General features: G+C 73.4%; 23 protein-coding genes. 9 read left to right on the forward strand and 14 right to left on the reverse strand.

The annotated features are described in order from the left end of the window. Positions 1-252: 252 nt before the first annotated feature. Entirely contained in the window at positions 253-654 is a 402-nt protein-coding gene (locus tag ACIBBH_RS22970) for a hypothetical protein (protein WP_399407397.1), read from the reverse strand. Between the two features lie 411 nt (positions 655-1065). Then, positions 1066-1782 (reverse strand): aminoacyl-tRNA hydrolase, encoded by a 717-nt coding sequence (locus ACIBBH_RS22975; RefSeq protein ID WP_399407399.1) that lies wholly within the window; start codon positions 1780-1782, stop codon positions 1066-1068. Positions 1783-1858: 76 nt separating this feature from the next. Here ACIBBH_RS22975 and ACIBBH_RS22980 point away from each other — a divergent pair, with 76 nt between their 5' ends. Both ACIBBH_RS22980 and ACIBBH_RS22985 read left to right on the forward strand, forming a co-directional pair. Beyond that, positions 1859-2743, forward strand: a complete 885-nt coding sequence (locus tag ACIBBH_RS22980; RefSeq protein WP_399407401.1) for an ATP-binding cassette domain-containing protein — start codon at positions 1859-1861, stop codon at positions 2741-2743. Then, positions 2740-3411 carry an ABC transporter gene (locus ACIBBH_RS22985; protein ID WP_399407403.1) on the forward strand — a complete coding sequence of 224 codons (672 nt, stop codon included), beginning with the start codon at positions 2740-2742 and terminating at the stop codon, positions 3409-3411. The genes ACIBBH_RS22980 and ACIBBH_RS22985 overlap by 4 nt, the downstream gene beginning before the upstream one ends. Positions 3412-3527: 116 nt before the next feature. On the opposite strand, the gene ACIBBH_RS22990 is transcribed toward ACIBBH_RS22985, so the two are convergent. The 9 genes from ACIBBH_RS22990 to zapE form a co-directional block, all read right to left on the reverse strand. Further along, the gene (locus tag ACIBBH_RS22990) at positions 3528-4370 is read right to left on the reverse strand and encodes a polysaccharide deacetylase family protein (protein ID WP_399407405.1); all 843 of its coding nucleotides are present in this window, start codon (positions 4368-4370) and stop codon (positions 3528-3530) included. A gap of 86 nt (positions 4371-4456) precedes the next feature. Then, on the reverse strand, positions 4457-5977 hold the full coding sequence (locus tag ACIBBH_RS22995) for an FAD-dependent oxidoreductase (RefSeq protein ID WP_399407407.1): 1521 nt from the start codon (positions 5975-5977) through the stop codon (positions 4457-4459). Positions 5978-6022: 45 nt separating this feature from the next. Further along, positions 6023-6844, reverse strand: a complete 822-nt coding sequence (locus ACIBBH_RS23000; RefSeq protein ID WP_399407605.1) for a PPK2 family polyphosphate kinase — start codon at positions 6842-6844, stop codon at positions 6023-6025. Positions 6845-6978: 134 nt separating this feature from the next. Next, entirely contained in the window at positions 6979-7248 is a 270-nt protein-coding gene (locus ACIBBH_RS23005; protein WP_399407607.1) for a YbhB/YbcL family Raf kinase inhibitor-like protein, read from the reverse strand. 303 nt (positions 7249-7551) lie between these two features. Next, positions 7552-8349 (reverse strand): slipin family protein, encoded by a 798-nt coding sequence (locus ACIBBH_RS23010; protein WP_399407409.1) that lies wholly within the window; start codon positions 8347-8349, stop codon positions 7552-7554. A 120-nt stretch (positions 8350-8469) separates the two neighbouring features. Continuing rightward, entirely contained in the window at positions 8470-9960 is a 1491-nt protein-coding gene (locus ACIBBH_RS23015) for a SulP family inorganic anion transporter (RefSeq protein ID WP_399407411.1), read from the reverse strand. A gap of 8 nt (positions 9961-9968) precedes the next feature. After that, a complete protein-coding gene (locus tag ACIBBH_RS23020) occupies positions 9969-10547 on the reverse strand; it encodes a carbonic anhydrase (protein ID WP_399407413.1) in 579 nt (192 codons plus the stop codon). A 76-nt stretch (positions 10548-10623) separates the two neighbouring features. Then, complete coding sequence (locus ACIBBH_RS23025; RefSeq protein WP_399407415.1) at positions 10624-11019, reverse strand: hypothetical protein; 396 nt, start codon at positions 11017-11019, stop codon at positions 10624-10626. Positions 11020-11211: 192 nt separating this feature from the next. Next, on the reverse strand, positions 11212-12330 hold the full coding sequence (gene zapE, locus ACIBBH_RS23030; RefSeq protein WP_399407417.1) for a cell division protein ZapE: 1119 nt from the start codon (positions 12328-12330) through the stop codon (positions 11212-11214). 37 nt (positions 12331-12367) lie between these two features. On the opposite strand from zapE, the gene ACIBBH_RS23035 reads away from it, so the two are divergent. From ACIBBH_RS23035 to msrB, 4 genes are all read left to right on the forward strand, one after another. Then, positions 12368-13162 (forward strand): pyrimidine reductase family protein, encoded by a 795-nt coding sequence (locus ACIBBH_RS23035; protein WP_399407419.1) that lies wholly within the window; start codon positions 12368-12370, stop codon positions 13160-13162. Between the two features lie 27 nt (positions 13163-13189). Then, on the forward strand, positions 13190-13660 hold the full coding sequence (locus tag ACIBBH_RS23040; protein WP_399407421.1) for an indole-3-glycerol phosphate synthase: 471 nt from the start codon (positions 13190-13192) through the stop codon (positions 13658-13660). Positions 13661-13766: 106 nt separating this feature from the next. After that, entirely contained in the window at positions 13767-15155 is a 1389-nt protein-coding gene (gene murC / locus ACIBBH_RS23045) for a UDP-N-acetylmuramate--L-alanine ligase (protein ID WP_399407423.1), read from the forward strand. A 13-nt stretch (positions 15156-15168) separates the two neighbouring features. Continuing rightward, positions 15169-15576, forward strand: coding sequence for a peptide-methionine (R)-S-oxide reductase MsrB (gene msrB, locus ACIBBH_RS23050; protein ID WP_399407425.1), 408 nt, complete (start codon positions 15169-15171; stop codon positions 15574-15576). A gap of 168 nt (positions 15577-15744) precedes the next feature. Here the strand turns inward: msrB and ACIBBH_RS23055 are convergent, their stop codons facing one another. From ACIBBH_RS23055 to ACIBBH_RS23065, 3 genes are all read right to left on the reverse strand, one after another. Beyond that, positions 15745-19491 carry a CHAT domain-containing protein gene (locus tag ACIBBH_RS23055; protein ID WP_399407427.1) on the reverse strand — a complete coding sequence of 1249 codons (3747 nt, stop codon included), beginning with the start codon at positions 19489-19491 and terminating at the stop codon, positions 15745-15747. A 187-nt stretch (positions 19492-19678) separates the two neighbouring features. Then, the gene (locus ACIBBH_RS23060; protein ID WP_399407429.1) at positions 19679-20575 is read right to left on the reverse strand and encodes a hypothetical protein; all 897 of its coding nucleotides are present in this window, start codon (positions 20573-20575) and stop codon (positions 19679-19681) included. Between the two features lie 10 nt (positions 20576-20585). Beyond that, the gene (locus ACIBBH_RS23065; protein ID WP_399407430.1) at positions 20586-20972 is read right to left on the reverse strand and encodes a hypothetical protein; all 387 of its coding nucleotides are present in this window, start codon (positions 20970-20972) and stop codon (positions 20586-20588) included. Positions 20973-21304: 332 nt separating this feature from the next. Between ACIBBH_RS23065 and ACIBBH_RS23070 the strand changes: the two genes are divergently transcribed. Genes ACIBBH_RS23070 through ACIBBH_RS23080 form a run of 3 tightly spaced genes read left to right on the forward strand, consistent with a single transcriptional unit; the run spans position 21305 to position 23813 of the window. Further along, positions 21305-22435: an ABC transporter ATP-binding protein gene (locus ACIBBH_RS23070; RefSeq protein WP_399407432.1), complete on the forward strand. Its 1131-nt coding sequence runs from the start codon at positions 21305-21307 to the stop codon at positions 22433-22435. Beyond that, positions 22432-23148 (forward strand): ABC transporter permease, encoded by a 717-nt coding sequence (locus ACIBBH_RS23075; RefSeq protein ID WP_399407434.1) that lies wholly within the window; start codon positions 22432-22434, stop codon positions 23146-23148. Before ACIBBH_RS23070 ends, ACIBBH_RS23075 begins: the two co-directional genes overlap by 4 nt. After that, positions 23145-23813: an ABC transporter permease gene (locus ACIBBH_RS23080; RefSeq protein WP_399407436.1), complete on the forward strand. Its 669-nt coding sequence runs from the start codon at positions 23145-23147 to the stop codon at positions 23811-23813. The genes ACIBBH_RS23075 and ACIBBH_RS23080 overlap by 4 nt, the downstream gene beginning before the upstream one ends. The last annotated feature ends 2 nt before the right edge of the window (positions 23814-23815 follow it).

Genomic DNA, 23815 nt, shown 5'->3' on the forward strand with positions numbered 1-23815 from the left:
TGGTGACGCGTCGGGTGAGTGTGCCCGTCTTAGGGCTGCGATGGCAGGACCTCGTGCCGCGACTGCATGATTGCCGGGTTCAGGATGGGCAGGCCATGATCCGGCCTGGGCCGTGGTGACGCGTCGGGTGAGTGTGCCCGTCTTAGGGCTGCGATGGCAGGACCTCGTGCCGCGACTGCATGATTGCCGGGTTCAGGATGGGCAGGCCATAGGCGTGACATCCGGTCGGCGGTGTACACCGACGCCCAGCACTCACCCCCGACGAGCTGATCCCTCCGGCCACACGACGTCGACAGGCAAGCCGACGCTGCGGGCCTCGAGCACCGTGTCCGCCGTGCCGCCGCCCTTTCCGGACGGAGGTTCGCCGTTCCAGACGGCGACAAGACGGTCCGCACGCTGGAGGACCGTGCGGTTGGCGTCCTCGTACGCCGAACGGTTCGCGGTCTCGTGGTCCAAGACGAGCACTTCGGCGGCGGCCTCGATCAGCCGGTCGAACGTCTCGGCGTGATCCGGCTTGACCTTGTTCTGCCGGTAGTCCCTCGATGGGATGACCGCGACCAGACGTCCGCCGAGGTCCAGCACAACGTCGGCGAACAGCGAGTCGGCCCCCTTCGCGATGCACGAGACGCCGGTCAGGTCCGCCGCGTGCGGCATCAGCGTCTCCCGCAGGACAGCACGCGCTGGCCGACGCGGAGGCACTTGATGCGACGTGAGCGCCTTGTGATGATCACGTACCTCGCGGCCCGGTGACAGGGGCCCATGGCGGCCGTTTCGGGTCAGGGCCGCACCCCGATCGCCCTTCCCGTCGTGGTCCGGAAGACACGGCGGGAGGGGTCTGCAAGACGCCCGTCTCGGCGCCGACCTTGCACAGGTCGAGACCGGGGCGGGCCGTACGCGCACATCAGCTCACGGAGAGAGGACTTTCGCATGACTGTTGCGCCCGAGAGGCTCGCCGTCGCCCTGCGGCACGGCCGGGATCTCGTCCCGCCGGAACTGTTCGAGCGGCTCACCGACTTCTGCGCCGAGGAGTACGGCGCCGAACGCTGCGTCGCCGAACGCGTCTCGTCATCGCAGTGCGGGATGGTCGGCGACCACCGTGCAGGAGCCGGGAGCGATCTCCGTGAAGCCCGCGTCGCGCACCAACGGCAGGCCCGAGTCCGTCAGTTCGGGCCAGCGGTCGGGGTCGGCGGTGCGCACGGCGAGGGCGAAACCCGTGTCACGCCAGGCGGTCCGCTCCTCGTCGGACAGTTCCCACCAGGCGAGCTGGGCGCCGTGGCCGGCCTGGGCCATCGCCTTGCCCGCCGACATCTCCAGGTCCGGGTTCAGCCACAGCACGGGTGCCGCGGGGCCGGCGTCGACGGGCGGTTCCGGGTCGTCCAGCTCGGTGCCGGACACCTGGAGCCTGGCCAGGTCCTTGGGCCAGCCGTCCAGCGGGACGGGCGGGAAGACCCGTGCCTCCGCCGTCTTTCCGGTGACCGAGATCCCTGGCAGCGCCTCCGCCCGCCGCCACTCGGCGCCCCGGGCCCGCCTGACCACCTTCCGGATCCGGGCGTCCTGCCAGTCCCGCACGGCCTGCGCCCACTCGCCGTCCCCCGCCGACCGCTCGTCGGCGAGCATCATGAGCACGGCACGGGCGGCGGTCTCCAGCGCGTCGGTACGCGCCGGCGGTGCCGCCTTCTCGATCCGCACGACCAGGGGCAGGACGAACTGCGGGCCCTTTTCGCGCGCGGTGGGCTCGGAGCGGAAGGGGCTGTCGCCGGGAACGACGGGGTCACTGGTCACGTCCTCCAGTCTGCCAGGCGGAAGATCCTTCTTCCGTGCGCGTACCGAGGCGGGACGAGGAGCGAGGATCTCTGCCATGCAACGTGAGCTACGGCTCGAACGGGTCGGCCGGCGCTACGGCCTGCGCGGCCCCTGGGTGCTGAGGCACATCCATCTGACCGCCGCCCCCGGAACACTCACCCGCGTCGAAGGCGCCAACGGCACCGGCAAGTCCACGCTCCTGCGCCTGCTCGCCGGGATCGACGCCCCCACCGAGGGCCGCGTCACCGGCCGCCCGCGCACCGCCTACGTCCCCGAGAGGTTCCCGTCGGCCCTGCCGCTCACCGCCGTCGACTACCTGACCCACCTCGGCCGCGTGCACGGCCTGTCCCGTACGGCGGCGGCCCGCGCCGCCGGCGAGTGGCTCGACCGCTTCGGCGCCGCCGCCTACGCCCGTACTCCCATGGCCCAGCTGTCCAAGGGCAGCAGCCAGAAGGTGGCGGTCGCGCAGGCCCTGCTCGCGGAGCCGGAGCTGCTCGTCCTCGACGAGGCCTGGACCGGCCTGGACACCGCGGCCCGGGCCGAGCTGGAGCGGGCGGTGGCCGAACGTGTAGCCGCCGGGGGCGCCGTCGTGTTCGTCGACCACGACCCGCGCCGCCTGGCGGGGGCGGCCGACGCCACGTACGCGGTCGTCGACGGCGGGCTCGACCACCGTACGGAACAGGCGACGTCACCGACCGGGCCGCACACGCTCGTGACCGTGCAGGGCCCGCCGGGCGGCCGCCTGCCCGACGACGTGGCCAAGGCGGTCACCACGACGGTCACCACAGCGGAGGAGGAGACACCCGGCACCCACCGGCTCCTCGTTCCCGCCTCCCACTCGGACGTCGTTCTGCGCGCCCTGCTGACGGACCGCCCGCCCTGGCACGTGGTGAGCGTGCGCCCAGGCCACCGTGACCTCGACCCGGAGGGCCGCGCATGACCGCCCTCCTGCGCTACCAGGCCGCCCTGCTGCTGCGCTCCCAGCGCTGGCTGCCGCCGTTCATCCTGTACGCGGCCTTCCTTGCCGTCGGTGTGCAGGGCGGGCAGCCGGTGCTCGACTCGCTCGGGTACAACGCCGCCGCCCTGCTGCCGGTCGCCGCCTGGCTGGTGCGGATCTGCGTCACCAACGAGCCGCCCGCGGCCCGTACCTGCGTCGCCGCCGCGGCCGGACCCGCCAGGGCCCACCTCGCCTGTCTGCTGGTGGCCCTGTCCGCGTCGGCGGTGCTCGGCGCGGCGGCCACCCTGGTCGTGACGTGGATCAGCGATCCCGCGAGCGCCGGGCACCGCGTCCACGTCGCGCGCCCCGACGCCGGTGCCGCCGGGATCCTGGCCGCCCTGGCCTGCGCCCTGCTGGGTACGGCCGTCGGCGCCCTCACCAACTGGCCGCTGCTGCGCTCACCCGGCCGGGCGGTGCCCACCATGCTGCTGGCCGCGCTGCTGTTGCTGGTGGTGGCGGGCTCCCCGGCGCAGGCGGCGGTGCGCGGCCTGGTCAGCGGCTCGCGGTCCGGCCAGGTCCCGGTGCCGCTGCTCCCGCTGGCCGGGGCGGCCCTGCTCGCCGCCGCGTCCGGCGCCGTGGCCTGCGCGCTCACCGGCCGCCGGTCACCTTGAGCAGGCGGTGCGCTGCGCCCCCTGCCTCCCCCACTCTCGGCTTCGCTCGAGCCGGGGACCCCCATCGCATAAGGCGGCCCGTCGGCCCTGGCGGCTTCGTGGCATCGGTGAGCGGGTCACCGCCGTGCGCCCGTGGCCCCGATCAGCTCCGAGACCTTCACGAACCGGTAGCCCTGCCTGCGCAGTTCCGGCACGACCGTGCGCACGGCTCGCTCGGTCGTCGGGGCCGCGCTGCGCGTGCAGTGCATCACGACGACCGACCCCGGCTTCACCCCGTCCAGCACCTGCCGGGCCACCGCGTCGGCGTCCGTCGCGAACGCGTCGCCGCTCACCACGTCCCACTGCACGGCCGTGACCCCGAGGCCGCTCAGCGCGCGCAGCGCCCGCTGGTCGTAGCAGCCGCCGGGGAAGCGGAAGTACGGCAACGCGTGCGGCACGCCCGCCTTGCGGATGGCGGTGTACGCCCGCTCCACGTCCGCCCGCATCCGGTCCGCGGAGACGGCGGGCAGGCCGTAGCAGTCGCCGGTGAAGGCGTAGTGGCTGTAGGAGTGGTTGGCGACCTCGAACCGCGGGTCGTGGCCGAGGGAACGGGCCTCGGCCGGGTACTCGTCCGCCCACCTGCCGGTCATGAAGACGGTGGCCGGCACCTTCAGCGCGCGCAGCGTGGCGATCAGCGCCGGGTTGTCGAAGTGCTCACCCCTTGCCGCGCGCGGCCCCTGGTCGGCGGTCATGTCGGCGTCGAAGGTCAGGGCGACCGTCTTGCCCTTCGTCCGCGGCCCGTGCTCGAAGACCGGGGTCAGGCCGCCCGGTCCGGCAGCGAGGGTGGGCGGGCGCACGGCGGAGGGGGCGGGCTTGGCGGGGGCCGGGTGGCCGGCCGGGGGTGCTCCGGCGGTGCCGCAGGCGGCGAGGGCGGCGCTCAGGGCGCAGGCTGCGGTAATGCGTCGTACAAGTCCGATCACCGTACGAACGTAGGGCGGTATGTCCTGATGTATGACGATCCGCAGTGCGGCTCGACGGTACGGTCACCCGCCCGGCGGCAGCCCGGTCACACGTCCCGCTGCTCCAGCGGCTTGATCGCCGGGCCCTGGATCACCTTGCCGTCGACGTCGAAGCGGGAGCCGTGGCAGGGGCACTCCCAGGCGCGTTCGGCCGCGTTGAAGGCGACCAGGCAGCCCATGTGGGTGCACCGGGCGGAGAGGGCGTGCAGGTGGCCGCCCTCGTCGCGGTGCACGGCCATCCGCTCGTGCCCGGCCTGCACCACCGCGCCCTCGCCGGGGCCGATCTCGTCCACGGAGGGCGAGGACCGCAGCCGGTCGCCGACGAAGTGCCGGGCGACCTGCGCCTGGTGCTTGAGGAACGACGGCGCCTCCCGCACGGTGGACTTCACCCGGCGCGGGTCGTACAGCTCCCGCCACGGGCAGGCCCGGCCGGTGATCAGCGAGGTGAGCAGCAGACCGGCCATCATGCCGCCGCTCAGGCCCCAGCCGCCGAAGCCGGTGGCGACGTACGTGTGCCGGGCGCCCGGGTGCAGCGGGCCGACCAGCGGCACGGTGTCGGTCGGGTCGTTGTCCTGGGTGGCCCAGGCGTGGGTGAGCTCCACGCCGGGGAAGTGCTCGCCGGCCCACGCCTCCAGGCGCTCGAAGCGGGCCGGGGTGTCGCCGGTGCCGGGCGTGAAGTGCTCGCCGGTGACGAGGAGCAGCCGCTGCCCGTCCTCGCCGTACGGCGCCGTGCGCACCGAGCGGGTGTCCTCCTCGGGGGTGATGTACATGCCGTCGGGGTCCCGGCTCGCGTCCAGGCGTCCGGCGACCACCAGTTCCCGGCGCGGGGAGAGACGGGTGAACAGCAGGGCCCGGTCGAAGATCGGGTAGTGGGTGGCGACCACGACGTGGCGGGCGGTCACCGTGGCACCCGAGGCGGTCGTCAGCCGGCACGGCTCGCCCTCCTCCAGGCCGGTGACCGTGGTGTCCTCGTACACCTGCCCGCCACGCGCGAGCAGGTCCTGGGTGAGGGCCAGCAGGTACTTGCGCGGATGGAACTGCGCCTGCCCGGTCACCCGGACCGCGCCCGCCACCGGGAACGGCAGGCCCGTCTCCGTCACGAACGAGGCCGGCAGCCCGGCCTCCCGGGCGGCCTCGGCCTCCGCCCGCACCTCGTCCACCCGGCTCTCGTCGCGGACGAACGTGTAGGCGCTGCGGGTCTCCCAGTCACATGCGATGCCCAGTTCCCCGACCAGCGCGCCGGCGTGCTCGATCGCCTCTGACTGGGAACGCGCGTACAGCCGGGCGCCCTCCGGCCCCCGCGTGCGGCGCAGCTTGTCGTAGATCAGCGTGTGCAGCGCGGTCAGCTTGGCGGTGGTGTGCCCGGTCACCCCGGCCGCCACCCGCCGCGCCTCCAGCACCGCCACGCCGAGCCCGGCCCGCGCCAGCTCGTAGGCCGTGCTCAGCCCGGCCACGCCCGCGCCGATCACGGCCACGTCGACGTCCAGGTCCTCGGTCAGGGCGGGGCGGGACGGCCCGGGCGCCGTCTCCAGCCAGTACGAACCACTGACGTGCCGGTACTCGCTCATGGCCGCCGGGTACCCCGTCCCGGCGCGCTTGACCGTGTCCTGCCGTCAGCCCTCCTGCAGCAGCCGTTCCCGGCACTCGGCCACGTCGAAGTCCGCCGGCGGATAGCGCGGGTCCAGGTCCTCCAGGTGCGCCAGGAGGAGGCGGCTGATCGCCCAGTTGCGGTACCACTTGTGGTCCGCCGGGACCAGGTACCAGGGGGCGGCGTTCGAGCAGCGCTGCAGGGCGGTCTCGTAGGCCTCCCGGTAGGCGGGCCACCTGGCGCGCTCGTCGATGTCGCCGGGCTCGAACTTCCAGTGCTTGTCCGGGTTGTCGAGGCGTTTGAGCAGGCGGCGCCGCTGCTCGTCGTAAGAGAGGTGCAGGAAGCACTTGACCACGGTCACGCCGTCGTCCCTCAGGGCCCGCTCGAAGTCGTTGATCTGCGGGTAGCGCAGCTCGATCTCGGTGCTCGGGGCGAGGCCGTGGACCCGGGCGATGAGGACGTCCTCGTAGTGGGAGCGGTCGAAGATGCCGATCTCGCCCGGCTCGGGGAGCGCCCGCCGCACGCGCCACAGGAAGTGGTGCCGGCGCTCCTCGTCGGTGGGCGCCTTGAAGGCCTGGATCCGGCAGCCGGACGGGTTCAACTGGCCGATCACGTGCTTGACCGTGCCGCCCTTGCCGCTGGTGTCCATGCCCTGCAGCACCAGCAGCACCCGGCGGCGGTCCCCCGCGGTGCTCGCCGCCCACAGGCGCTCCTGGAGGCCGGCCAGGCGCTTGCCGGTCCGCGCGGTGGCGGCCTGGGCGGCGGCCTTGCCGCCGGGGGCGCCGGGGGTGGCCGCGGCGTCGTACGCGGCCAGGTCGACCCGCTCGCCGTCGGGGAGGCGCAGCAGCTCGCGAAGGTCGGGGAGTGCGCCGTTCTTCGTGTCCGCCCTCTTCGTGTCCGTCCGCGGGTCCTTGCCGGCCACGGCTGCCCCTTCCGCTCGGGATCCCTCGATCGTGCGCCGCACGGCCGGGGCTTGCCAAGTCAGCGGCCGTAGCGGCCGGTCAGCGTGCCGTGGGCGAGGGTGTGGCCGGTCAGGGCGCGCCGGACGGCGTCCGCGGTGGCGCCGGAGGCCAGATCGTCCAGGCGTCGGTCGGTGGCGTACACGGAGAAGACGTAGTGGTGCGGCCGGCCGCCCCTGGGCGGGCACGGGCCGCCGTAGCCGTCCTTGCCGAAGCCGTTGCGGCCCTGCGTCGCGCCCGCGGGCACCTGTCCAGCGGCCAGCCGCGTCTCGTGCGGGTCGATGCCCCACACCAGCCAGTGCGTGAACGTGGCCGTGCGGGGCGTCGGGGTCCTCGGCCAGCAGCACCAGCCCCGCGGCCCCGGCGGGCACCCCGGAGAAGGCGAGCGGCGGGGAGACGTCCGCGCCGGTGGCGACGCGGAATCGTGCCGCCCTCGGCGAAGGCCGTGCTCGTCACCGTGATCCGCCGCGTGGCGGTGGGTGAGAGGGCGAAGGCGGGCGCACCACCGCCGTCGCCGTTTCCGCACCCGGCCGCGACGGTCACCGCGGCCACCGCGGACACGACGCTCGCGAGGCTCCGGCGCATGCCCGGCACGCTATCCCGGCCGGACGCCCGCGTCACCGTTGGCCGCCGGCTGCTGGGCCCTCTCCAGGAAGCGCAGCAGCTCCACCGGGAACGGCAGGACCAGCGTGGAGTTCTTCTCCGCCGCCACCGCCACTATCGTCTGAAGCAGCCGCAGCTGCAGCGCGGAGGGCGTGTCGGCCATCTGCTGGGCCGCCTCCGCCAGCTTCCTGGACGCCTGCAGTTCGGCGTCGGCGTTGATGATCCGCGCCCGGCGCTCACGGTCGGCCTCGGCCTGCCGGGCCATGGAGCGCTTCATCGTGTCCGGCAGCGACACGTCCTTGATCTCGACCCGGTCGATCTGCACGCCCCAGCCGATGGCCGGGCTGTCGATCATCAGCTCCAGCCCCTGGTTGAGCTTCTCCCGGTTGGACAGCAGGTCGTCCAGGTCGCTCTTGCCGATGATCGAGCGCAGCGAGGTCTGCGCCATCTGCGAGACGGCGAACCGGTAGTCCTCGACGTTGATGACCGCGGCCGCCGCGTCCACGACCTTGAAATACACGACCGCGTCCACCCGCACCGTCACGTTGTCCCGCGTGATGCCCTCCTGCGCGGGCACGGGCATCGTCACGATCTGCATGTTGACCTTACGCAGCCGGTCCACGGCGGGGATGATCACGGTGAACCCAGGCGATCGCACCTCGCCACGCAGCCGCCCGAGCCGGAGGACCACCCCGCGCTCGTACTGCTTGACGATCCGCGCCGCGCCGGCCAGGTACACCACGCCCACGCCGGCGGCCGCCGCGATCGCACCCAGCAGCTCCTGGAGCATGTCGACCCCCTCGTCGAGAGGTCCTTTGTATGGTGTTGCAACGATATGCCCGGCCCGAGACCCGGGTCGAGTCCAGGACCGGGCATCATGGTGTGCCGCTGGTCAGCGGCGTACGTGCGGCTAGGCCGCCATCAGCTTCACCGGCTCCGTGCCCGCCGCGCTGTGCCGTTCGGCCCAGTTCTCCAGGGCCGTGCGGCAGGCGTGGTCGAGGTGGTGCAGGCCGGTCAGGTCCAGCCGGACCGGGCGGTCCTGGGGCAGCGCCTCCAGGGTGTCGAGGATCTTCGGCAGCCGCAGGAAGGTAGCGTTGCCGGTCAGGTACGCCTCGACCGGACCGGCGCCCTTGTCGACGACCTCCAGCCTGACGTGCGAGGCCTCCCAGGCGGTCTTGACGACGGCCAGCGCGAGACCGATGAGCACGCCCTCGAACATGCTGACCGCGACGATCGACACGGCTGTGACGGTAAGGATCACCGCCTCGCCGCGGTGCTCACGCCACAGGGCGGCGAGCGCGCGGACGGGGACTAGCTTGGCGCCCGAGTAGATCAGGATGCCCGCGAGGGCCGGGATCGGGATGTAGCCGAGCACGTCCGGCAGCAGCGCCGCGAACAGCAGCAGCCACACGCCGTGCAGCACCCGGGACGCCTTGGTCCGCGCGCCCGCCTGGACGTTGGCCGCGCTGCGCACGATCACCGCGGTCATCGGCAGCGCGCCGAGCACCCCGCACACCGTGTTGCCCACGCCCTGGGCGAGGAGCTCCTTGTCGTACTGGGTGCGCGGCCCGTCGTGCAGCCGGTCCACGGCCGCCGCGCTGAACAGCGACTCGGCGGACGCGATCAGGGTGAACGCGACGATCGTGCCGAGCACCCCGACGCCCGCCAGCTCGCCGAAGGAGCTCAGCGGCGGCGGCTGGACCGAGTCGAGCAGCCCCTTGACCTCGACGGTGGCCACCGGCAGGGAGAGGACGAGGGCGGCCAGCGTGGCGAGACCGACCGCGGCGAGCGGACCGGGTACCGTACGCACCTTCGCCGGGGCGTACTTCCACAGCAGCAGGACGGCTGTGGTGCCCGCGCCGAGCGCGAACGAGGCCATGGCCCCCGTCTTCCCGAGGGCGTCCGCGAACGCCCCGGGGAGCCCGGCTATCTTGCCCAGGCCCGAGCCGGGGGCCTTGGCGGCCAGGGCGGGGTAGAGCTGTCCGGCGATCAGCACCAGGCCGATGCCGGCCAGCATGCCCTCGACGACCGAGACGGAGATGGCCCGGAAGTACCGGCCCAGTTTCAGGGCGCCCATGAGGATCTGGAGCAGGCCGGTGGCGAGCACGATGGCGCCGAGCGCGGGCAGCCCGAACTCCTCCACCGCCTCGAAGACGAGCACGGTCAGCCCGGCGGCCGGCCCCGACACCTGCAGGCTGCTGCCGCGCATCAGCCCGGTGACGATGCCGCCCACGATGCCGGTGACCAGTCCGAGCTCGGCCGGGACGCCGGAGGCGACGGCCACGCCCACGCACAGCGGGAGCGCGACCAGGAAGACGACGAGGGACGCGGCGAAGTCCTGCTTGAGGTACGGGAAACGGGACTTCGGGGGCGTCGGGGATATGGGGGTCACGTTGGTCATCGGCGCGCTCACAGGGCCTCGAAGGTGTCGGTCTGCGGGCGGTGCGCCCGTACGGCGCCGGTGTGCACCTCGTAGTACCAGGCGTGCAGCGTGAGCTGACCCCGTGCCAGCTTCTCGTCGACGCACGGGTACGAGCGCAACCGCAGCAGCTGGGTCAGGATGTGGCTCTGCACGCCCTCGGCGACCGTCGGGTCCTCCACGGCCCCCTTGGGCCGGGGAGTCGCGTGCGACAGCCAGTCGCGCACGGCGGGTACGGCGTCGAGGTCGTCGCCGCGCACCAGCGCGCCGACGGCTCCGCAGTGGGAGTGGCCGCAGACGACCACGTCCCGGACGCCGAGGACCTCGATGGCGTACTCGATGGTGGCGGCCTCGCTGGTGGGGTGCTCCGAGGCGTACGGAGGCACGATGTTGCCCGCGGTGCGCAGCTCGAAGAGCTCGCCGGGACGGGCGCCCGTGATCAGGGCCGGGACGACCCGGGAATCGGAGCAGGTGATGAACAGCACCTGCGGGGACTGGCCTTCGGCGAGCTCGGCGAACTCCTCAGGGCGCTGTCCGAACGTACGGGCGTTGTCGATGAGGGGCTGCATGTGGGGTCTCCTCCTGGCGCGCCTCGACGGCGCGTCGGGCTTGCACGACGGATGGGGGGGGAACGGCACCCGGCTCTCAGCAGCGGAAGACCTGCAGCGCGGCCGGAGAGAGGGCTCTCCCGGATCTTGCTGTGCGGTGGTGCGTGACGCGCGGTGCGGCCGCCGGGTGCGCGGCCGCCGGATCCCGGATCGGCAGCGGGCGTTCGTGCGCCCACCCGGAGGCGGCGGTGCGGTGGCGGTCGCGGGTCTGCGGTGGACCGGACGGGTCCCCGCCGGAGTCGAGATCGCGGAACGTGTCGGAATCGTCGCGCAACGGCATTGGGGAGGGCTTAATTCCGGGCGGAGCCTTGGCCTCCACCTGACGGGAAGTGTGCGCGGATGCGAAGATTCCACCGGGTGCGAAGAGCTGCAGGGTGAGCAGAGCCGCGGTGAGGAGGGCGAGCACGGTCCGGGCCGTCGTACCTCGGAACATGAGCCCCCCTCTCCTTTGTTCACGCGTTTGGTCCATGCCAAGGGTTGGTCAATGGATGGTCAAGAAACACGTTAACCCTGCAACGTTGTTTGCAGGGTCAACTCGGTGTTTCCCGCGGAAGAGAGCGTGAAAACTGCTGGTGGCGTGGCCTGAAATGATCCTTGACCGGCGCGTTTGGACCGGCTATGGGCCCTACTTGGCCGGCACGAGGCCCTTGGCGTCCCGCGCGAGTGCGGTGAGCCGGGATATCGCGCGGAAGTACTTCTTGCGGTAGCCGCCGTTCAGCATCTCCTCGCTGAACAGCTGGTCGAACGGCAGCCCCGAGGCCAGGACCGGCACCTCACGGTCGTACAGCCGGTCCGCGAGGACGACGAGCCTGAGGGCCGTCGACTGGTCGGGCACCGGGCGCACACCGGTGAGGCAGACGGCCCTCAGGCCGTCGGTGAGCGCGCCGTACCGGCTGGGGTGCACCCGGGCGAGGTGGTCCAGCAGGTCCGGGAAGGCGTCGAGCGACGCGCCCTCGGCGGCGTGCGCCGCCCGGGTCACCTGCTCGTCGGAGAACGGCGCAGGCGCCTCGGGCAGACCGCGGTGACGGTAGTCCTCGCCGTCGATGCGCAGGGTCCGGAAGTGGGCGGACAGGCCCTGGATCTCGCGCAGGAAGTCGGCCGCCGCGAACCGGCCCTCGCCGAGCTTGCCGGGCAGGGTGTTGGAGGTGGCGGCGAGCGCCACGCCCGCCTCGACCAGCTTGCCGAGCAGGGTGGACACGAGCACGGTGTCACCCGGGTCGTCGAGTTCGAACTCGTCGATGCACAGCAGGCTGTGCCCGGAGAGCGTCTGCACCGTCTTCTGGAAGCCGAGGGCGCCGACCAGGTTGGTCAGCTCGACGAACGTGCCGAACGCCTTGCGCGACGGCTCGGCCGGGGTGGCGTGCCAGAGGGAGGCGAGAAGGTGGGTCTTGCCGACGCCGTAGCCGCCGTCCAGGTAGACACCGCGGGGCCCGGCCGGGGCCTTGGCCGTCTTCGCCCTGCCCTTCGCCCTGCCGAAGCCGAACAGGCTCCGCTTGACGCCGCCACCGGCGCTCGCGCCGTCGATCCCGGCCGCGAAGCCCTCGAGCACCCGTACGGCCTCGGTCTGGCTCGGCTGGTTCGGGTCCGGGATGTACGTGGCGAAGCGCACCGAGTCGAAGCGCGGCGGCGGCACCATCTCGGCGACCAGCCGGTCCGCGGGGACGTGCGGCTCGCGGGCGCACAGGGACAGCGGGGCCGCGTCGGCCAGGGAGCCGGTCCCGGAGGCGGCGGTGGAAGTAGGCACGCTTCCCTACTGTAGGCGGCGTGGAACACTGCACCGCATGCGACGCCTGTTCCCTGTGACCGAAGAAACAGCAGCCCGGGACTCCGGCGAGCTCGCCGACCGCGAGTGGAGCCTCGCCGAACTCGCCGCCGCCTACGCGTACCCCGAGCCGACGGCGACCGGCGGGCGGGTGCCGTGGCTGCGGGCCAACATGGTCTCCACCCTCGACGGCGCGGCCCAGCACGAGGGCCGCTCGCACCCCATCTCCAGCGCGGCCGACATGCGGATCTTCGGCACGCTGCGGGCGCTGGCGGACGTCGTGGTCGTCGGCGCGGAAACGGTACGTCAGGAGGGGTACCGCCCGGCCCGGGAGCGCGCGGAGTTCGCCGCGCTGCGGGCCGCGGCGGGCCAGGGCCCGGCCCCGGCGATCGCGGTCGTCACCGCCAGCCTGGAGCTGGACTTCTCGCTCCCGCTGTTCACCTCGCCCCTTGTGCCCACCCTCGTCCTCACCGGTGCCGCGGCGGCCCCGGACCGGGTCGCCACCGCCGAGAAGGCCGGCGCCCGCGTGGTGATCGCGGGCGACGGCGTCGGCGTGGACCCGGCCCGCGCCGTCCAGGCCCTCGCGGACCTCGGCCACACCCGGCTGCTCACCGAGGGCGGCCCCCGGCTGCTCGGCCAGTTGGTGGCCGCGGAGGTGCTCGACGAGCTGTGTCTGACCGTCTCGCCGATGCTCACGGCCGGGGACGCGCAGCGCATCGCCGGGGGGCCGTCGGTCGCCGTGCCCCGGCGGTTCGAGCTCGTGTCCCTGCTGGAGGAGGCCGGATTCCTGTTCAGTCGTTACCGTCGGTCCTGAAAAGTTTCCGCAGGAGAAGGGGCGCTGGTGTTCACAAGCGTATTGATGATCGAGAAGGCCCTGACGTCCGCCGACGTGGAGTTCGTCACCACCTTGCACGGTGACGAGCCGGTCGTCTTCCACGTACTGCTCCAGCCACGCGGCGACCAGGCGGACCGCCTGCTGAGGGCCATCGACGACATCGCGCTCGGCGAACTCGACGAGGCGGCGCGCGAGGTTGCCACGCCGGAGACAGACGCCGAGGCGACCGCGCGGCAGGCCCTGGACGTGTCCCTCACCGCCCTGCGGTCGGCCGGCAGCGAGGCGGAGGGGCGGCTGGTGGAGGACCATCCGCTGGACGCGCTGAAGACCCTCGTCGACGAGGTGGGGGCGGACGAGGTGATCGTGCTGACGGATCCCCACTACGTGGAGGAGTTCTTCCACCGGGACTGGGCTTCGCGGGCCCGGCACAAGGTGGGGGTGCCGGTGCTGAAGCTCTTCTCGCACAGCAAGGCGTAGCGGTCCCTCGGTGTCCGAGTAGGTGGACAGCACGCAATAGGGTGGGGGCGCGCCCCTTGCACGGGGCGCGCGCTGACCGTCGTACCGCATCCTGGGAGATACGCACATGGCACCCGGCCTTCCCTCCGCCATGGACCGACCGCACTTCATCGGCATCGGCGGCGCCGGGATGTCGGGTATCGCGAAGATCCTCGCGCAGCGCGGGGCCGAGGTGGCGGGCAGTGACGCGAAGGTGTCGGCGACCGCCGAGGCACTGCGGGAGCTCGGGGCGACCGTGCACATCGGGCACGCGGCGGAGCACCTCGCCGACGACGCCAGCTGTGTGGTCGTGTCGTCGGCGATCCGGAAGGACAACCCGGAGCTGGCCCGCGCCGCCGAGCTGGGCATCCCGGTGGTGCACCGCTCCGACGCCCTCGCCGCGCTGATGGACGGCCTGCGCCCGATCGCCGTCGCGGGCACCCACGGCAAGACGACCACGACGTCCATGCTGGCGGTGTCGCTGACCGAGCTGGGCCTGAACCCCTCGTACGCCATCGGCGGCGACCTGGACGTGCCCGGCTCCAACGCACTGCACGGCGACGGCGACATCTTCGTGGCCGAGGCGGACGAATCGGACCGCAGCTTCCACAAGTACGCCCCCGAGGTCGCGATCGTCCTCAACGTCGAACTCGACCACCACGCCAACTACGCCTCGATGGACGAGATCTACGAGTCCTTCGAGACCTTCGCGGGCCGGATCGTGCCCGGCGGCACGCTGGTGATCTCCGCCGACCACGAGGGCGCGCGGGAGCTGACCCGGCGGCTGGCCGGGTCGGTGCGGACGGTGACGTACGGAGAGGCGCGGGACGCCGACGTACGCGTGCTGTCCGTGGTCCCCCAGGGCCTGAAGAGCGAGGTCACCGTCCTCCTGGCAGGCGAGGAGCTCACCTTCGCGGTCTCCGTCCCCGGCCGCCACTACGCGCACAACGCCGTGGCCGCGCTCGCGGCGGGCGCGGCCCTGGGCGTCCCGGCCGCGGAGCTGGCGCCCGCGCTGGCCGCGTACACGGGCGTCAAGCGGCGCCTGCAGCTGAAGGGCGAGGCGGCCGGCGTCCAGGTGATCGACTCCTACGCCCACCACCCCACGGAGATGACCGCCGACCTGGAGGCGATGCGCGCGGCCGCGGGCGACGCCCGGATCCTGGTCCTCTTCCAGCCGCACCTGTTCTCCCGCACCCAGGAGCTGGGCAAGGAGATGGGCCAGTCCCTGGCCCTCGCCGACGCCTCGGTCGTCCTCGACATCTACCCGGCCCGCGAGGACCCGATCCCCGGCGTCACCAGCGACCTGATCATCGAGGCGGCGCGGGCGGCGGGCGCCGACGTGACGGCGGTGCACGACAAGGCCCGGGCGCCGGCGGTGATCGCGGGAATGGCGAAGGCCGGTGATCTCGTTCTCACCATGGGCGCGGGCGATGTCACGGACCTCGGACCGCGGATCCTGGACCAGCTGTCGAAGTAAGGGGCTGAGGCTCATGTCGTACGACGTCGAGAAGCCGGACGAGCAGTGGCGCGCGGAGCTGAACCCGGCCGAGTACGCGGTCCTGCGGCAGGCCGCCACGGAGCCCGCCTTCACCGGTGAGTACACCGACACCAAGACCAAGGGCGTCTACTCCTGTCGCGCCTGCGGTGCCGAACTCTTCACCTCCGACACCAAGTTCGAGTCCCACTGCGGCTGGCCGTCCTTCTACGACCCGAAGGACACCGACGCCGTGGAGCTCGTCGAGGACCGCGCCCACGGGATGGTCCGCACGGAGGTCCGCTGCGCCCGCTGCGGCTCCCACCTCGGGCACGTCTTCGAGGGCGAGGGCTATCCGACCCCGACGGACCAGCGGTACTGCATCAACAGCATCTCCCTGCGGCTGGCTCCGGAAGAGGACTGAACCGGGGGTCGCCGGCGCTCCGCGGGCCGCCGACCGGTGCGCTTCGCGCTGTTCTGTTGTGTCCTGATCGTTTGCAGCTCCCCCATCACTCGCGGACCAGGGCGGCGGATTCGCCGCTTGCGCAGCGGATCACCCACGAGTCCCGCTGACATCCGGGCCCCGCCCCGCTCACGCCCCCGCGTGCACCAGGGCCGCCCAGGTCCAGGGCCGGTCCGGGTCCGCGGTGCGGAGGGCGCGGACGGTGTGGTGCAGGGTCAGCGCGGCGGGCAGCGGGCCCGGGTCGGACAGGGCGGGGGCGAGGGCGCGGTGGAAGTCGGCGGCGGCGGTGGCCGCGAAGGCGTCCCCGACCTCCCAGAGCGTGGCCACGGACTGGGCGTAACCGGCGAGCTGGAAGGCGGAGGCGAGGTGGATGACCTCGTCGACCAGGGCGGGCGCGGCGCTGCCACGGGCCGTGCCGCAGGCCGAGAGGTAGGCCAACTCCGCTGTCTCCAGGCGGAGTTCGGCGATGTCCCGGATGAGCAGGTCGCCGTCGGACAGCAACAGCCGCCCGGTCGCGGGGTCCTCGGGGTCGCTGTCGGCGTGACAGGCGAAGTGCACCACGGCCGCGTCCAGCACGGCCGTGCGTACCGCCTCCCGGGTGGCGTCCGGCCCCACCAGCGGCACGCCTCCGCCCGCTGACGCCGCCGCGGTCGCCTCGGTGACCGTACGGCCCAGCGGCGCCTGTCCGGCGGTCTCCGGCATGGCCACGGCGAGGACGCGCCGCCGGCCGGGTGCCGCGCGCCGGCGAGCCCGGCTGTGGAGCAGGGCGCGCAGGGTCGGGGTGTAGGAGGAGGCGACCCGGTCCAGGACGGCCGCGCCCTGCGGTGCGTCGGGTTCGTGGTGGCCGGCGGCGTGCAGCGGGAAGGAGTTGAGCACGCCGGACGGCGACCACCACAGTCGGGGCCAGGGCGCTCCCGGGAGCGGCGGCCGGGTGTGTCCGAGGGCGTCCAGGACCGGTTCGGCCAGGACGTCCCACAGCCAGGCCAGCGTCCCGGTGAAGACGTCCCGCGCGTCCTCGAACAGCGGGTCGCGCGGCCCGGCGGCCAGTACCTCGACCGCGAGCCGGAACGACTCGGCCTGGGCGACCAGGTCCGAGGCGCACAGCCGGGGCAGCGGCACCGTGCGCAGCCCGTCCGAGCACAGCGCGAGGGCGTCGCAGCGGCGCGGGTTGACGTTGATGCTCACCACCGGGCCCTCCTCGGCGGCGGGCCGCAGGTCGTCCAGGCCCAGCGGCAGCGGGGTGAGGAAACGCTGGAAGCCGGGCCGCCGCTGCAGTTCGGCGACGAGCCGGGCGGCGTCCTCCACGGCGGCGCGCAGGGTGGCCTCCTCCTCCGTGGTGGGCCGGTGTCCCGGTTCCATCGCCCGGTACAGGGCGCGCTGCCGTTCCAGCGCGGCGCGCAGCCGGGCGTGCAGGTCGGCGTCCGCGCCGTGCAGGACCTCCATCTCCCGGCGGGCGTTGAGCGCCTGGGACAGCAGGTGCGCCCGGCCGTCCTCCAGCGTCTCCAGCGCCTCCACGGGGTCCCGCCGGTCGAGCGCCTGGGCGGCGCCGTCGGAGGCGAGCCGGGTGGTCGGGTTGGGGGACTGGCCGGCCTGCGGCGGCTGACTCCCCACCAGCCGGGCGCTCTGCAGGCGCGACTCGGCGGCGGAGGTCCAATACGTCAGCAGGCCCGCGGAGCGCGGGTCCGGTTCCGGTCCGGCGGTCAGCTCGCGGGCGATGGCCCTGGCCTCCTCGTAGTCGGACTCCTCGGCCCACCGGGTGTGCCGGACGAAGAGGCAGATGGCCAGCGAAGCCAGCGCATCGGCGCGCTCCGGTGCGTCGGGGGCGAGGTCCGCGAGCCTGCGGCGGGCCGCCCGCACCCCCTCCTGCATGGCCTCCAGCTGGTCGAACGGTGACTCCTCGGCGAACGCCAACGCCGTGTGGCCGCCGAAGAGTTCGGGTTTGATGCCCATCTCCTCCAGCTGGGCCGGCAGGCTCGTGAGCAGTTCCCGCATCAGCGGCAGGGTCGCCCGCATCGACCGCAGCCGTTCCTCCGTGCCGTCCGGCGCGTTCGCGGCCTCGTGCATGAGCTTCACGAGACGCAGGTGTTTCTGGGTGGTGCTCAGCAGGGGGCGCATGCGGTCGTCGGCCGGCAGACGGGGGAGGACACGCTCGTGGATCTCCAGCAGCTCGTCCAGCTCGCTGGTGTCCACCGGTCCCTCGAACAGACCGGGTAACCCGTCCGGCGCTTCGCCGCCTTCCAGGAACTCGGCGAGGGCCTGATCCCGTTCCTCCTCGGGCAGCTGGGCGATGTGCCGGGCCTGCCGCTCCACGACCTTGGCGAAGATGTCGCTCAGGGAGACCTGGTCCGGGTAGCCGAGCACCAGCTCGCCGAACTCCATCAGCTCCTGGCCGCGGCTTTGACTGCCGCTCCCGCCGCCGGCCGTCCCGCCGAGGCCGAGCAGCTTCAGTACGGCGCCCAGCGGATGATCGGACGCCTCGCCGGACAGCAGGGAACGCATCAGGTCGTCGATGGCCTGCTCGTCCGCCAGTTGCTCGGTGGTGAGGTCGTCCCGGGAGGACAGCTCCGCCTGCACCATGGCCGCCTCGAACAGCAGCGCCTGGGCCTGCTCCTGCCGTTCGGTGTCCCCGGCGAACAGGGGCTCGGCCTCGGCCAGCAGGCCCAGGGCCTCCTGCGGCTGCCTGGCCACCACCAGGCTGTGGGCCAGCCGCAGCAGGACGTCACCGCGCTCGGGATGGTCGTCGGAGGTGAGGTGGAGCAGCAGCCGCAGGGCCTCCACCGCCTCCTCCGCCTGCGCGGCGGCCCGCGGCCGGTCGCCCTCCGGCAGGCCGATCAGCGCGGCGGCGGCCAGCCGGTCGAGGCGGTCGCGCAGCGCGGCCTGCTCCTCGGCGGGGGTGAGTTCCAGGGCGCGACGGAGCGCGGCGACGGCCTCCTCGCGCACCTCCGGGCCCACCTCCTCGCCCTCGTCGGCGCTCAGGGCGTAGGCGGTGAGGGCGTGGCCGAGGTCGGAGTGCATCTGGGCCACGTTCGCGTCGGCCCCGGTGGCGGTCCGCGTCGCCGTCCGCAGCATCGCGATGGCCTCCGGCAGGCGGGTGCGGTCCTCGGCCTGCGCGGCGGAGGCGACCAGGGCCAGACCGAGGCCGTTGGCGCAACGGGCGTGGTTGGGGTGGCTCTCGGGGGTGGCGGCGAACGCGGTGCGCAGCACCTCGACGGCCTCGGTGATCCGCTCGGGCGGGGCCTGGCCGGAGTGGGCGCTCACCAGCAGCGCGTACCCGAGGTTGCAGCCGGCGAGCGCCCGGTCGGGGCCCTCGGGCGACAGGTACGGCATGGCCTCGCGGGACAGTCGGGCCGCGACCTCGAGGGCCTCCGGGTACGGCAGCGCAATGCCCGTCTCCAGCAGCAGTATCGCCACGTTGACGAGGGAGGCGGCATGCTCCCGGACGATCTCGTCGGGGTCCTCGGGCCGCCCGCCCCCGGGACCCAGCATGTGGTCGAGCCCCGCGCGCAGGGGCGGGGGAAGCGCGTCCGGCTGACCGGGGAGATGGCAGTAGAAGGGGGCGAGCAGCAGCAGGCCGTACCGGCCGTCCGCCTCGGCGGTCGGCGCCTCGGGCCGGTCGTCCGCGCGCAGCAGGCACGTCACGCCGAGGACGTACGCCACCTCCGGGTCGAGCCCGAAGCCGCCGTCCGGCGCGGGTCCGACCAGGTGCCACAGCAACCGGTCGGTCTCCCCGCGCGCCTCTTCGGTGTGCAGACGGGCGTTGCCCTGCGGACCGCCGGCCCGGTCCAGCCGCTGCCGCACGGCCTCCAGTAACCGCTCCCGTTCGGCCTGCCGGTGCTCCTCCGGCGGCCGGTGTGCGTCGGCCGTGTGCGTCGTCATGTGCGGTACTCCCGATGTCCGGCGCCGGGTGCTGTGCGCGTCTCTTCCGGTGGAAGCCGTGCGGTGTCCGTGTCCGGGGCGGGGCGCTCGCGTCTGGGCGCCCGGTGCCGGTCCGGTGTGCCTGTCGTCATGTCCGTACCCATATCCGCACCCCCTCGTCATGCTCTGCCCGCTTCCCGTGGCCCCGTCAGGACCGCCGCGGCCCCGCCCCCTTGCGGAACCGCTCGGTGACCGCCGGGCCCAGGCTCGCCCGGGCCGGGTGGGTCTCCTCGTCGAACCGTTCGAAGAGGTCCGGGAGATGGACGTCGACGGCCGACTCGACGAGTTCGGCGTACTCCTCGGCCCGCTCGCGGCAGCGCCGCCAGGCCACCAGGGCCGCGCCCGTCCCGGCCAGGGCGCTCGGCCACCACAGTGCGCCCAGCGGCAGGTACAGCAGGGCCCAGCCGCCGAGCCGCATCGCCTCGTCCAGGCGCTGCCGGGCCTCGGCGAGCGGCTGGCGGGTTGAGTCGGGCAGCAGCAGCCACAACCGGGGCCAGCTGTCGGCCAGTTCGAGCCGGTACTCCAGCCTGATCCGTACCGCCGGGGCGCGCAGCCGGTCCCCGATCCAGGTCGGGCATTCCGGCCGGACCAGCGCCACCTCGTTGCGCCGCGCCTCCAACTCGCCCACCAGGCCCGTGTCCGCACCCTCGGCGCGTGCCGCCCGGCAGGCCTGGTCACGCGCCTCCCAGATCCGGTGCCGCCGCCCGGTGAGCGCGTCGCCCACCCGGCCCAGCGGGCCCGGCCAACCCCCCAGCAGCGCCTGCTCGTACGGCCCCGCCAGCGCGTCGGCCAGCAGCCCGGCGGCGAAGGACGCGGCCAGCACGCCCAGCAGCAGCACCGCCGTACGCGTCGAGCCGGAAGCGGCGCCCTCCCCGGTCAGCGCGGTCAGCTGCCGGTGCAGCAAGTCCATGTCCCGCCAGTGCCGCTGACGCAGTGTCAGCGCGGTCGCCGCCACTGCCGTGAACACCAGTCCGGGCAGCACCACCGCGCCCGCCCAGCGTTCGGCGAGCTTCCGGCCGACATCCGTGACGAATCCGGAGAGCATGCCGGCCCGTTCAGCTCTCGGGGTCGAAGCGCAGGGCCAGGTCGAAGACCTCGCACACCGGCCGCTCCGCGTCGGCCGGCCGCTGCTCCCGGCGCGTACAGACCCCGCGCGGGCAGACGTGGGCGCCGAACAGGGCCCGGGGCGCCGCGTCCGCCACCGGGGTCGGGAGCGCCGGCCCGCGCTGGGCCGGCGCCGCACGATCCACCGTGGGGCCGGTGCGCAGCCCCAGGGTGTCGAGGTACTCGCCGATCGGCTCACCGGCGCGGGCGGCGCGCACGGCGCGGTCCATCACCCGTCGCCCGGCCGCACCCACCGGCCCCCGGTGCAGGACGCGCAGCCGGGGCAACTCCTCGCAGAGCAAGGCCAGTTGTTGGTCACGTTCCTCCTGTGACGACACCTCACCCATGGTAGTCCGATCCTCCGCCCTCGATCCGGGTTCCGCCGAGACCGTTCAGGCCCGCGCAGCTGCCGGGTGCGCCCGTCTCCTGGCCGTCACCGGAACCGGTCGGCGTGCCGCTGCCGCTCCTGCCGCTGCTGGTCCCCGGCCCGACCGGTCATCCCGCTCGGCCGCTGTCCGCCGCCCATGCCTGCGCCCATGCCCCCGGCCAGGCGGTCGTCCGCCGGAGTACGGAAACACTCGCGGTCTAGACTCTCCCCGCAACGGCCTGCGCACCGACGACCGTGGCCGAGAACGGGCAGCGTCTGCCACACCGAAGGGTATGCGGCGTTTTGATACGGATAGATTCAGTCACCAAGCGGTACCCGGACGGCACGGTGGCGGTCGACCGGCTGTCGTTGGAGATCCCGGACCGCTCGGTCACCGTCCTGGTGGGGCCGTCCGGCTGCGGCAAGACGACGACCCTGCGCATGATCAACCGGATGGTCGAACCGAGCGAGGGCACCATCCTCCTCGACGGCGTCGACATCCAGAAGCAGCCCGTCAACACGCTGCGCCGGTCCATGGGATACGTCATCCAGAACGCCGGTCTCTTCCAGCACCGCACGATCGTCGACAACATCGCCACCGTGCCCCGCCTGCTCGGCTGGAGCAAGGACAAGGCCCGCAAACGAGCGGCGGAACTGATGGAACGGGTGGGGCTCGACCCCTCGCTCGCCAGACGCTACCCCTACCAGCTGTCCGGCGGGCAGCAGCAGCGCGTCGGCGTGGCACGGGCGCTCGCCGCGGATCCGCCGGTGCTGCTGATGGACGAGCCGTTCTCGGCCGTCGACCCGGTGGTGCGCAAGGGCCTCCAGGACGAACTCCTGCGTCTTCAGGCGGAGTTGGGCAAGACCATCGTCTTCGTCACCCATGACATCGACGAGGCCGTCAAGCTGGGCACGATGGTCGCCGTACTGCGCACCGGCGGCAGGCTGGCCCAGTTCGCCCCGCCCGCCGAACTCCTCTCCGCCCCCGCCGACGCCTTCGTCGAGGACTTCCTCGGCGCCGACCGCGGCATCCGCCGGCTGTCCTTCTTCCCGTCCGCGGGGCTGGAGTTGCAGACCGCCCCCGTCGTCGCCGTCGACGCGAGCGCCGAGCAGATCGCCGCGCGCGCCACCGCCGACGTACCGTATCTCCTGGTGACCGGCCTCGACGGCAGACCGCTCGGCTGGAGCGCGCCGAAGGACCTCACCCACGGCGAGATCGCCCCGGAGCGGCTCCTGCCGTACGGGCGGCCCTTCGTGCCCGGCACGGACTCGCTGCGGGCCGCGCTCGACGGCGCCGTACTCTCCCCGACCGGCTGGGCGGTCGCCGTGGACGGCACCGGGCGGGCCGTCGGCGTCGTCTCGCAGCAGGTCATCGGCGAGGCCATCCGCAGCGCCCACGCGGCGCAACCCAGCGCCGCGAAGGTGGCCGGATGAACGACCTCTTCCACCTCCCGAGCGACCTCCAGAACAGCTACTTCGGCCTGGTCGGAGTGCATCTGCGCGAGGCCCTGCTGCCGGTCCTGGGCGGCCTGCTGGCGGCGCTGCCGATCGCCCAGCTGTGCGTGCGGCTGCGCTGGCTGTACGCGCCCGTGCTGTGGGTGACGACCGTGCTGTACGCGATCCCGTCGCTCGCCTTCTTCGTCGTCCTCATCGACTACACCGGCCAGACCGAGACCACCGTGATGATCCCGCTGGCCGTCTACAGCCTGGTCGTGCTCGTCCCCGCGATCGTCGACGGCGTCCGCTCGGTGCCGCAGGAGACCCTCGCCGCCGCCACCGCCATGGGGCTCGGACCCGTACGCCGGTACGTCCAGGTGCAGTTGCCGATCGCGGTGCCCGCGATCATGGCCGGACTGAGGGTCGCGACCGTCTCGAGCATCTCCCTCGTCAGCGTCGGCGCGCTCATCGGCAACCAGGGCGCGCTCGGCAACCTCCTCCACGACGGCATGGTCTACCACCAGCCGCGCCTGGTATGGCTCTCCGTGATCGGCACGGCCGTCCTGGCCGTCCTGGTGGACGCCGCGCTGGTCGTGGTCCGCCTGCTCCTGACCCCCTGGATGCCGCGCGGCTCCCGCGGGGCGCGCCCCGTCGACGCCACGGCCCGGCCAGAACCGGCCGCGGTCGCCCTGGAGGACGCCGTCCGATGAACGTACTCCACTTCGCCAACGCCTTCTTCAGCGACAGCGCCCACTGGCACGGCTACGACGGCATCCCGACCCGGCTGCGCGAGCACGTCCAGTACTCACTGCTGGCGCTCGCCATCGCCGCCGCCATCGCTCTCCCGGTGGGTCTGCTCACCGGTCACACCGGACGCGGCGGCAACGTCCTCGCCCTCATCGCCACCGCCGCCCGCGCGTTGCCCAGCTTCGGGCTGCTGGTGCTGATGTTCGTCCTGATCGGCTTCGGCCTGGTCCCCGTGATGATCCCGCTGGTCGCCCTGGCCGTCCCGCCGATCCTGGTGACGACGTACGAGGCGGTGCGCTCCGTCGCCCCGTCCCCCGTGGACGCCGCGCGGGGCATGGGCATGGCGGAGCCGCGGATCCTGTTCCAGGTCGAACTGCCGGTCGCGCTCCCGCTGATCCTCAGCGGCCTGCGCTCGGCGGCCGTCCAGATCATCTCGACGGCCACCATCGCGGCGTACGTCAGCCTCGGCGGGCTGGGCCGGTACGTCATCGACGGCCTCTACCAGCGCAGCTACGAGAAGGTCGTGGGCGGCGCCACCCTGGTGGCCCTGCTGGCGCTGGTCACCCTCGCGGTGTTCTCGGCCGTGGCCCGGATCGCGGTGTCACCCGGGGTGCGCCGCGCCGACTGACC

The sequence above is a fragment of the Streptomyces sp. NPDC051636 genome, from assembly GCF_044453765.1.
Classification (GTDB): Bacteria; Actinomycetota; Actinomycetes; order Streptomycetales; family Streptomycetaceae; genus Streptomyces.

Excerpts from the sequence above, each read along its gene's own strand:
- ACIBBH_RS22970 (WP_399407397.1), bottom strand. The coding sequence starts at position 654 with ATGCCGCACGCGGCGGACCTGACCGGCGTCTCGTGCATCGCGAAGGGG.
- ACIBBH_RS22980 (WP_399407401.1), top strand. The coding sequence starts at position 1,859 with ATGCAACGTGAGCTACGGCTCGAACGGGTCGGCCGGCGCTACGGCCTG.
- ACIBBH_RS22985 (WP_399407403.1), top strand. The coding sequence starts at position 2,740 with ATGACCGCCCTCCTGCGCTACCAGGCCGCCCTGCTGCTGCGCTCCCAG.
- ACIBBH_RS22995 (WP_399407407.1), bottom strand. The coding sequence starts at position 5,977 with ATGAGCGAGTACCGGCACGTCAGTGGTTCGTACTGGCTGGAGACGGCG.
- ACIBBH_RS23010 (WP_399407409.1), bottom strand. The coding sequence starts at position 8,349 with ATGCTCCAGGAGCTGCTGGGTGCGATCGCGGCGGCCGCCGGCGTGGGC.
- ACIBBH_RS23015 (WP_399407411.1), bottom strand. The coding sequence starts at position 9,960 with ATGACCAACGTGACCCCCATATCCCCGACGCCCCCGAAGTCCCGTTTC.
- ACIBBH_RS23020 (WP_399407413.1), bottom strand. The coding sequence starts at position 10,547 with ATGCAGCCCCTCATCGACAACGCCCGTACGTTCGGACAGCGCCCTGAG.
- ACIBBH_RS23025 (WP_399407415.1), bottom strand. The coding sequence starts at position 11,019 with ATGTTCCGAGGTACGACGGCCCGGACCGTGCTCGCCCTCCTCACCGCG.
- ACIBBH_RS23035 (WP_399407419.1), top strand. The coding sequence starts at position 12,368 with ATGCGACGCCTGTTCCCTGTGACCGAAGAAACAGCAGCCCGGGACTCC.
- murC (WP_399407423.1), top strand. The coding sequence starts at position 13,767 with ATGGCACCCGGCCTTCCCTCCGCCATGGACCGACCGCACTTCATCGGC.
- msrB (WP_399407425.1), top strand. The coding sequence starts at position 15,169 with ATGTCGTACGACGTCGAGAAGCCGGACGAGCAGTGGCGCGCGGAGCTG.
- ACIBBH_RS23055 (WP_399407427.1), bottom strand. The coding sequence starts at position 19,491 with ATGACGACGCACACGGCCGACGCACACCGGCCGCCGGAGGAGCACCGG.
- ACIBBH_RS23060 (WP_399407429.1), bottom strand. The coding sequence starts at position 20,575 with ATGCTCTCCGGATTCGTCACGGATGTCGGCCGGAAGCTCGCCGAACGC.
- ACIBBH_RS23075 (WP_399407434.1), top strand. The coding sequence starts at position 22,432 with ATGAACGACCTCTTCCACCTCCCGAGCGACCTCCAGAACAGCTACTTC.
- ACIBBH_RS23080 (WP_399407436.1), top strand. The coding sequence starts at position 23,145 with ATGAACGTACTCCACTTCGCCAACGCCTTCTTCAGCGACAGCGCCCAC.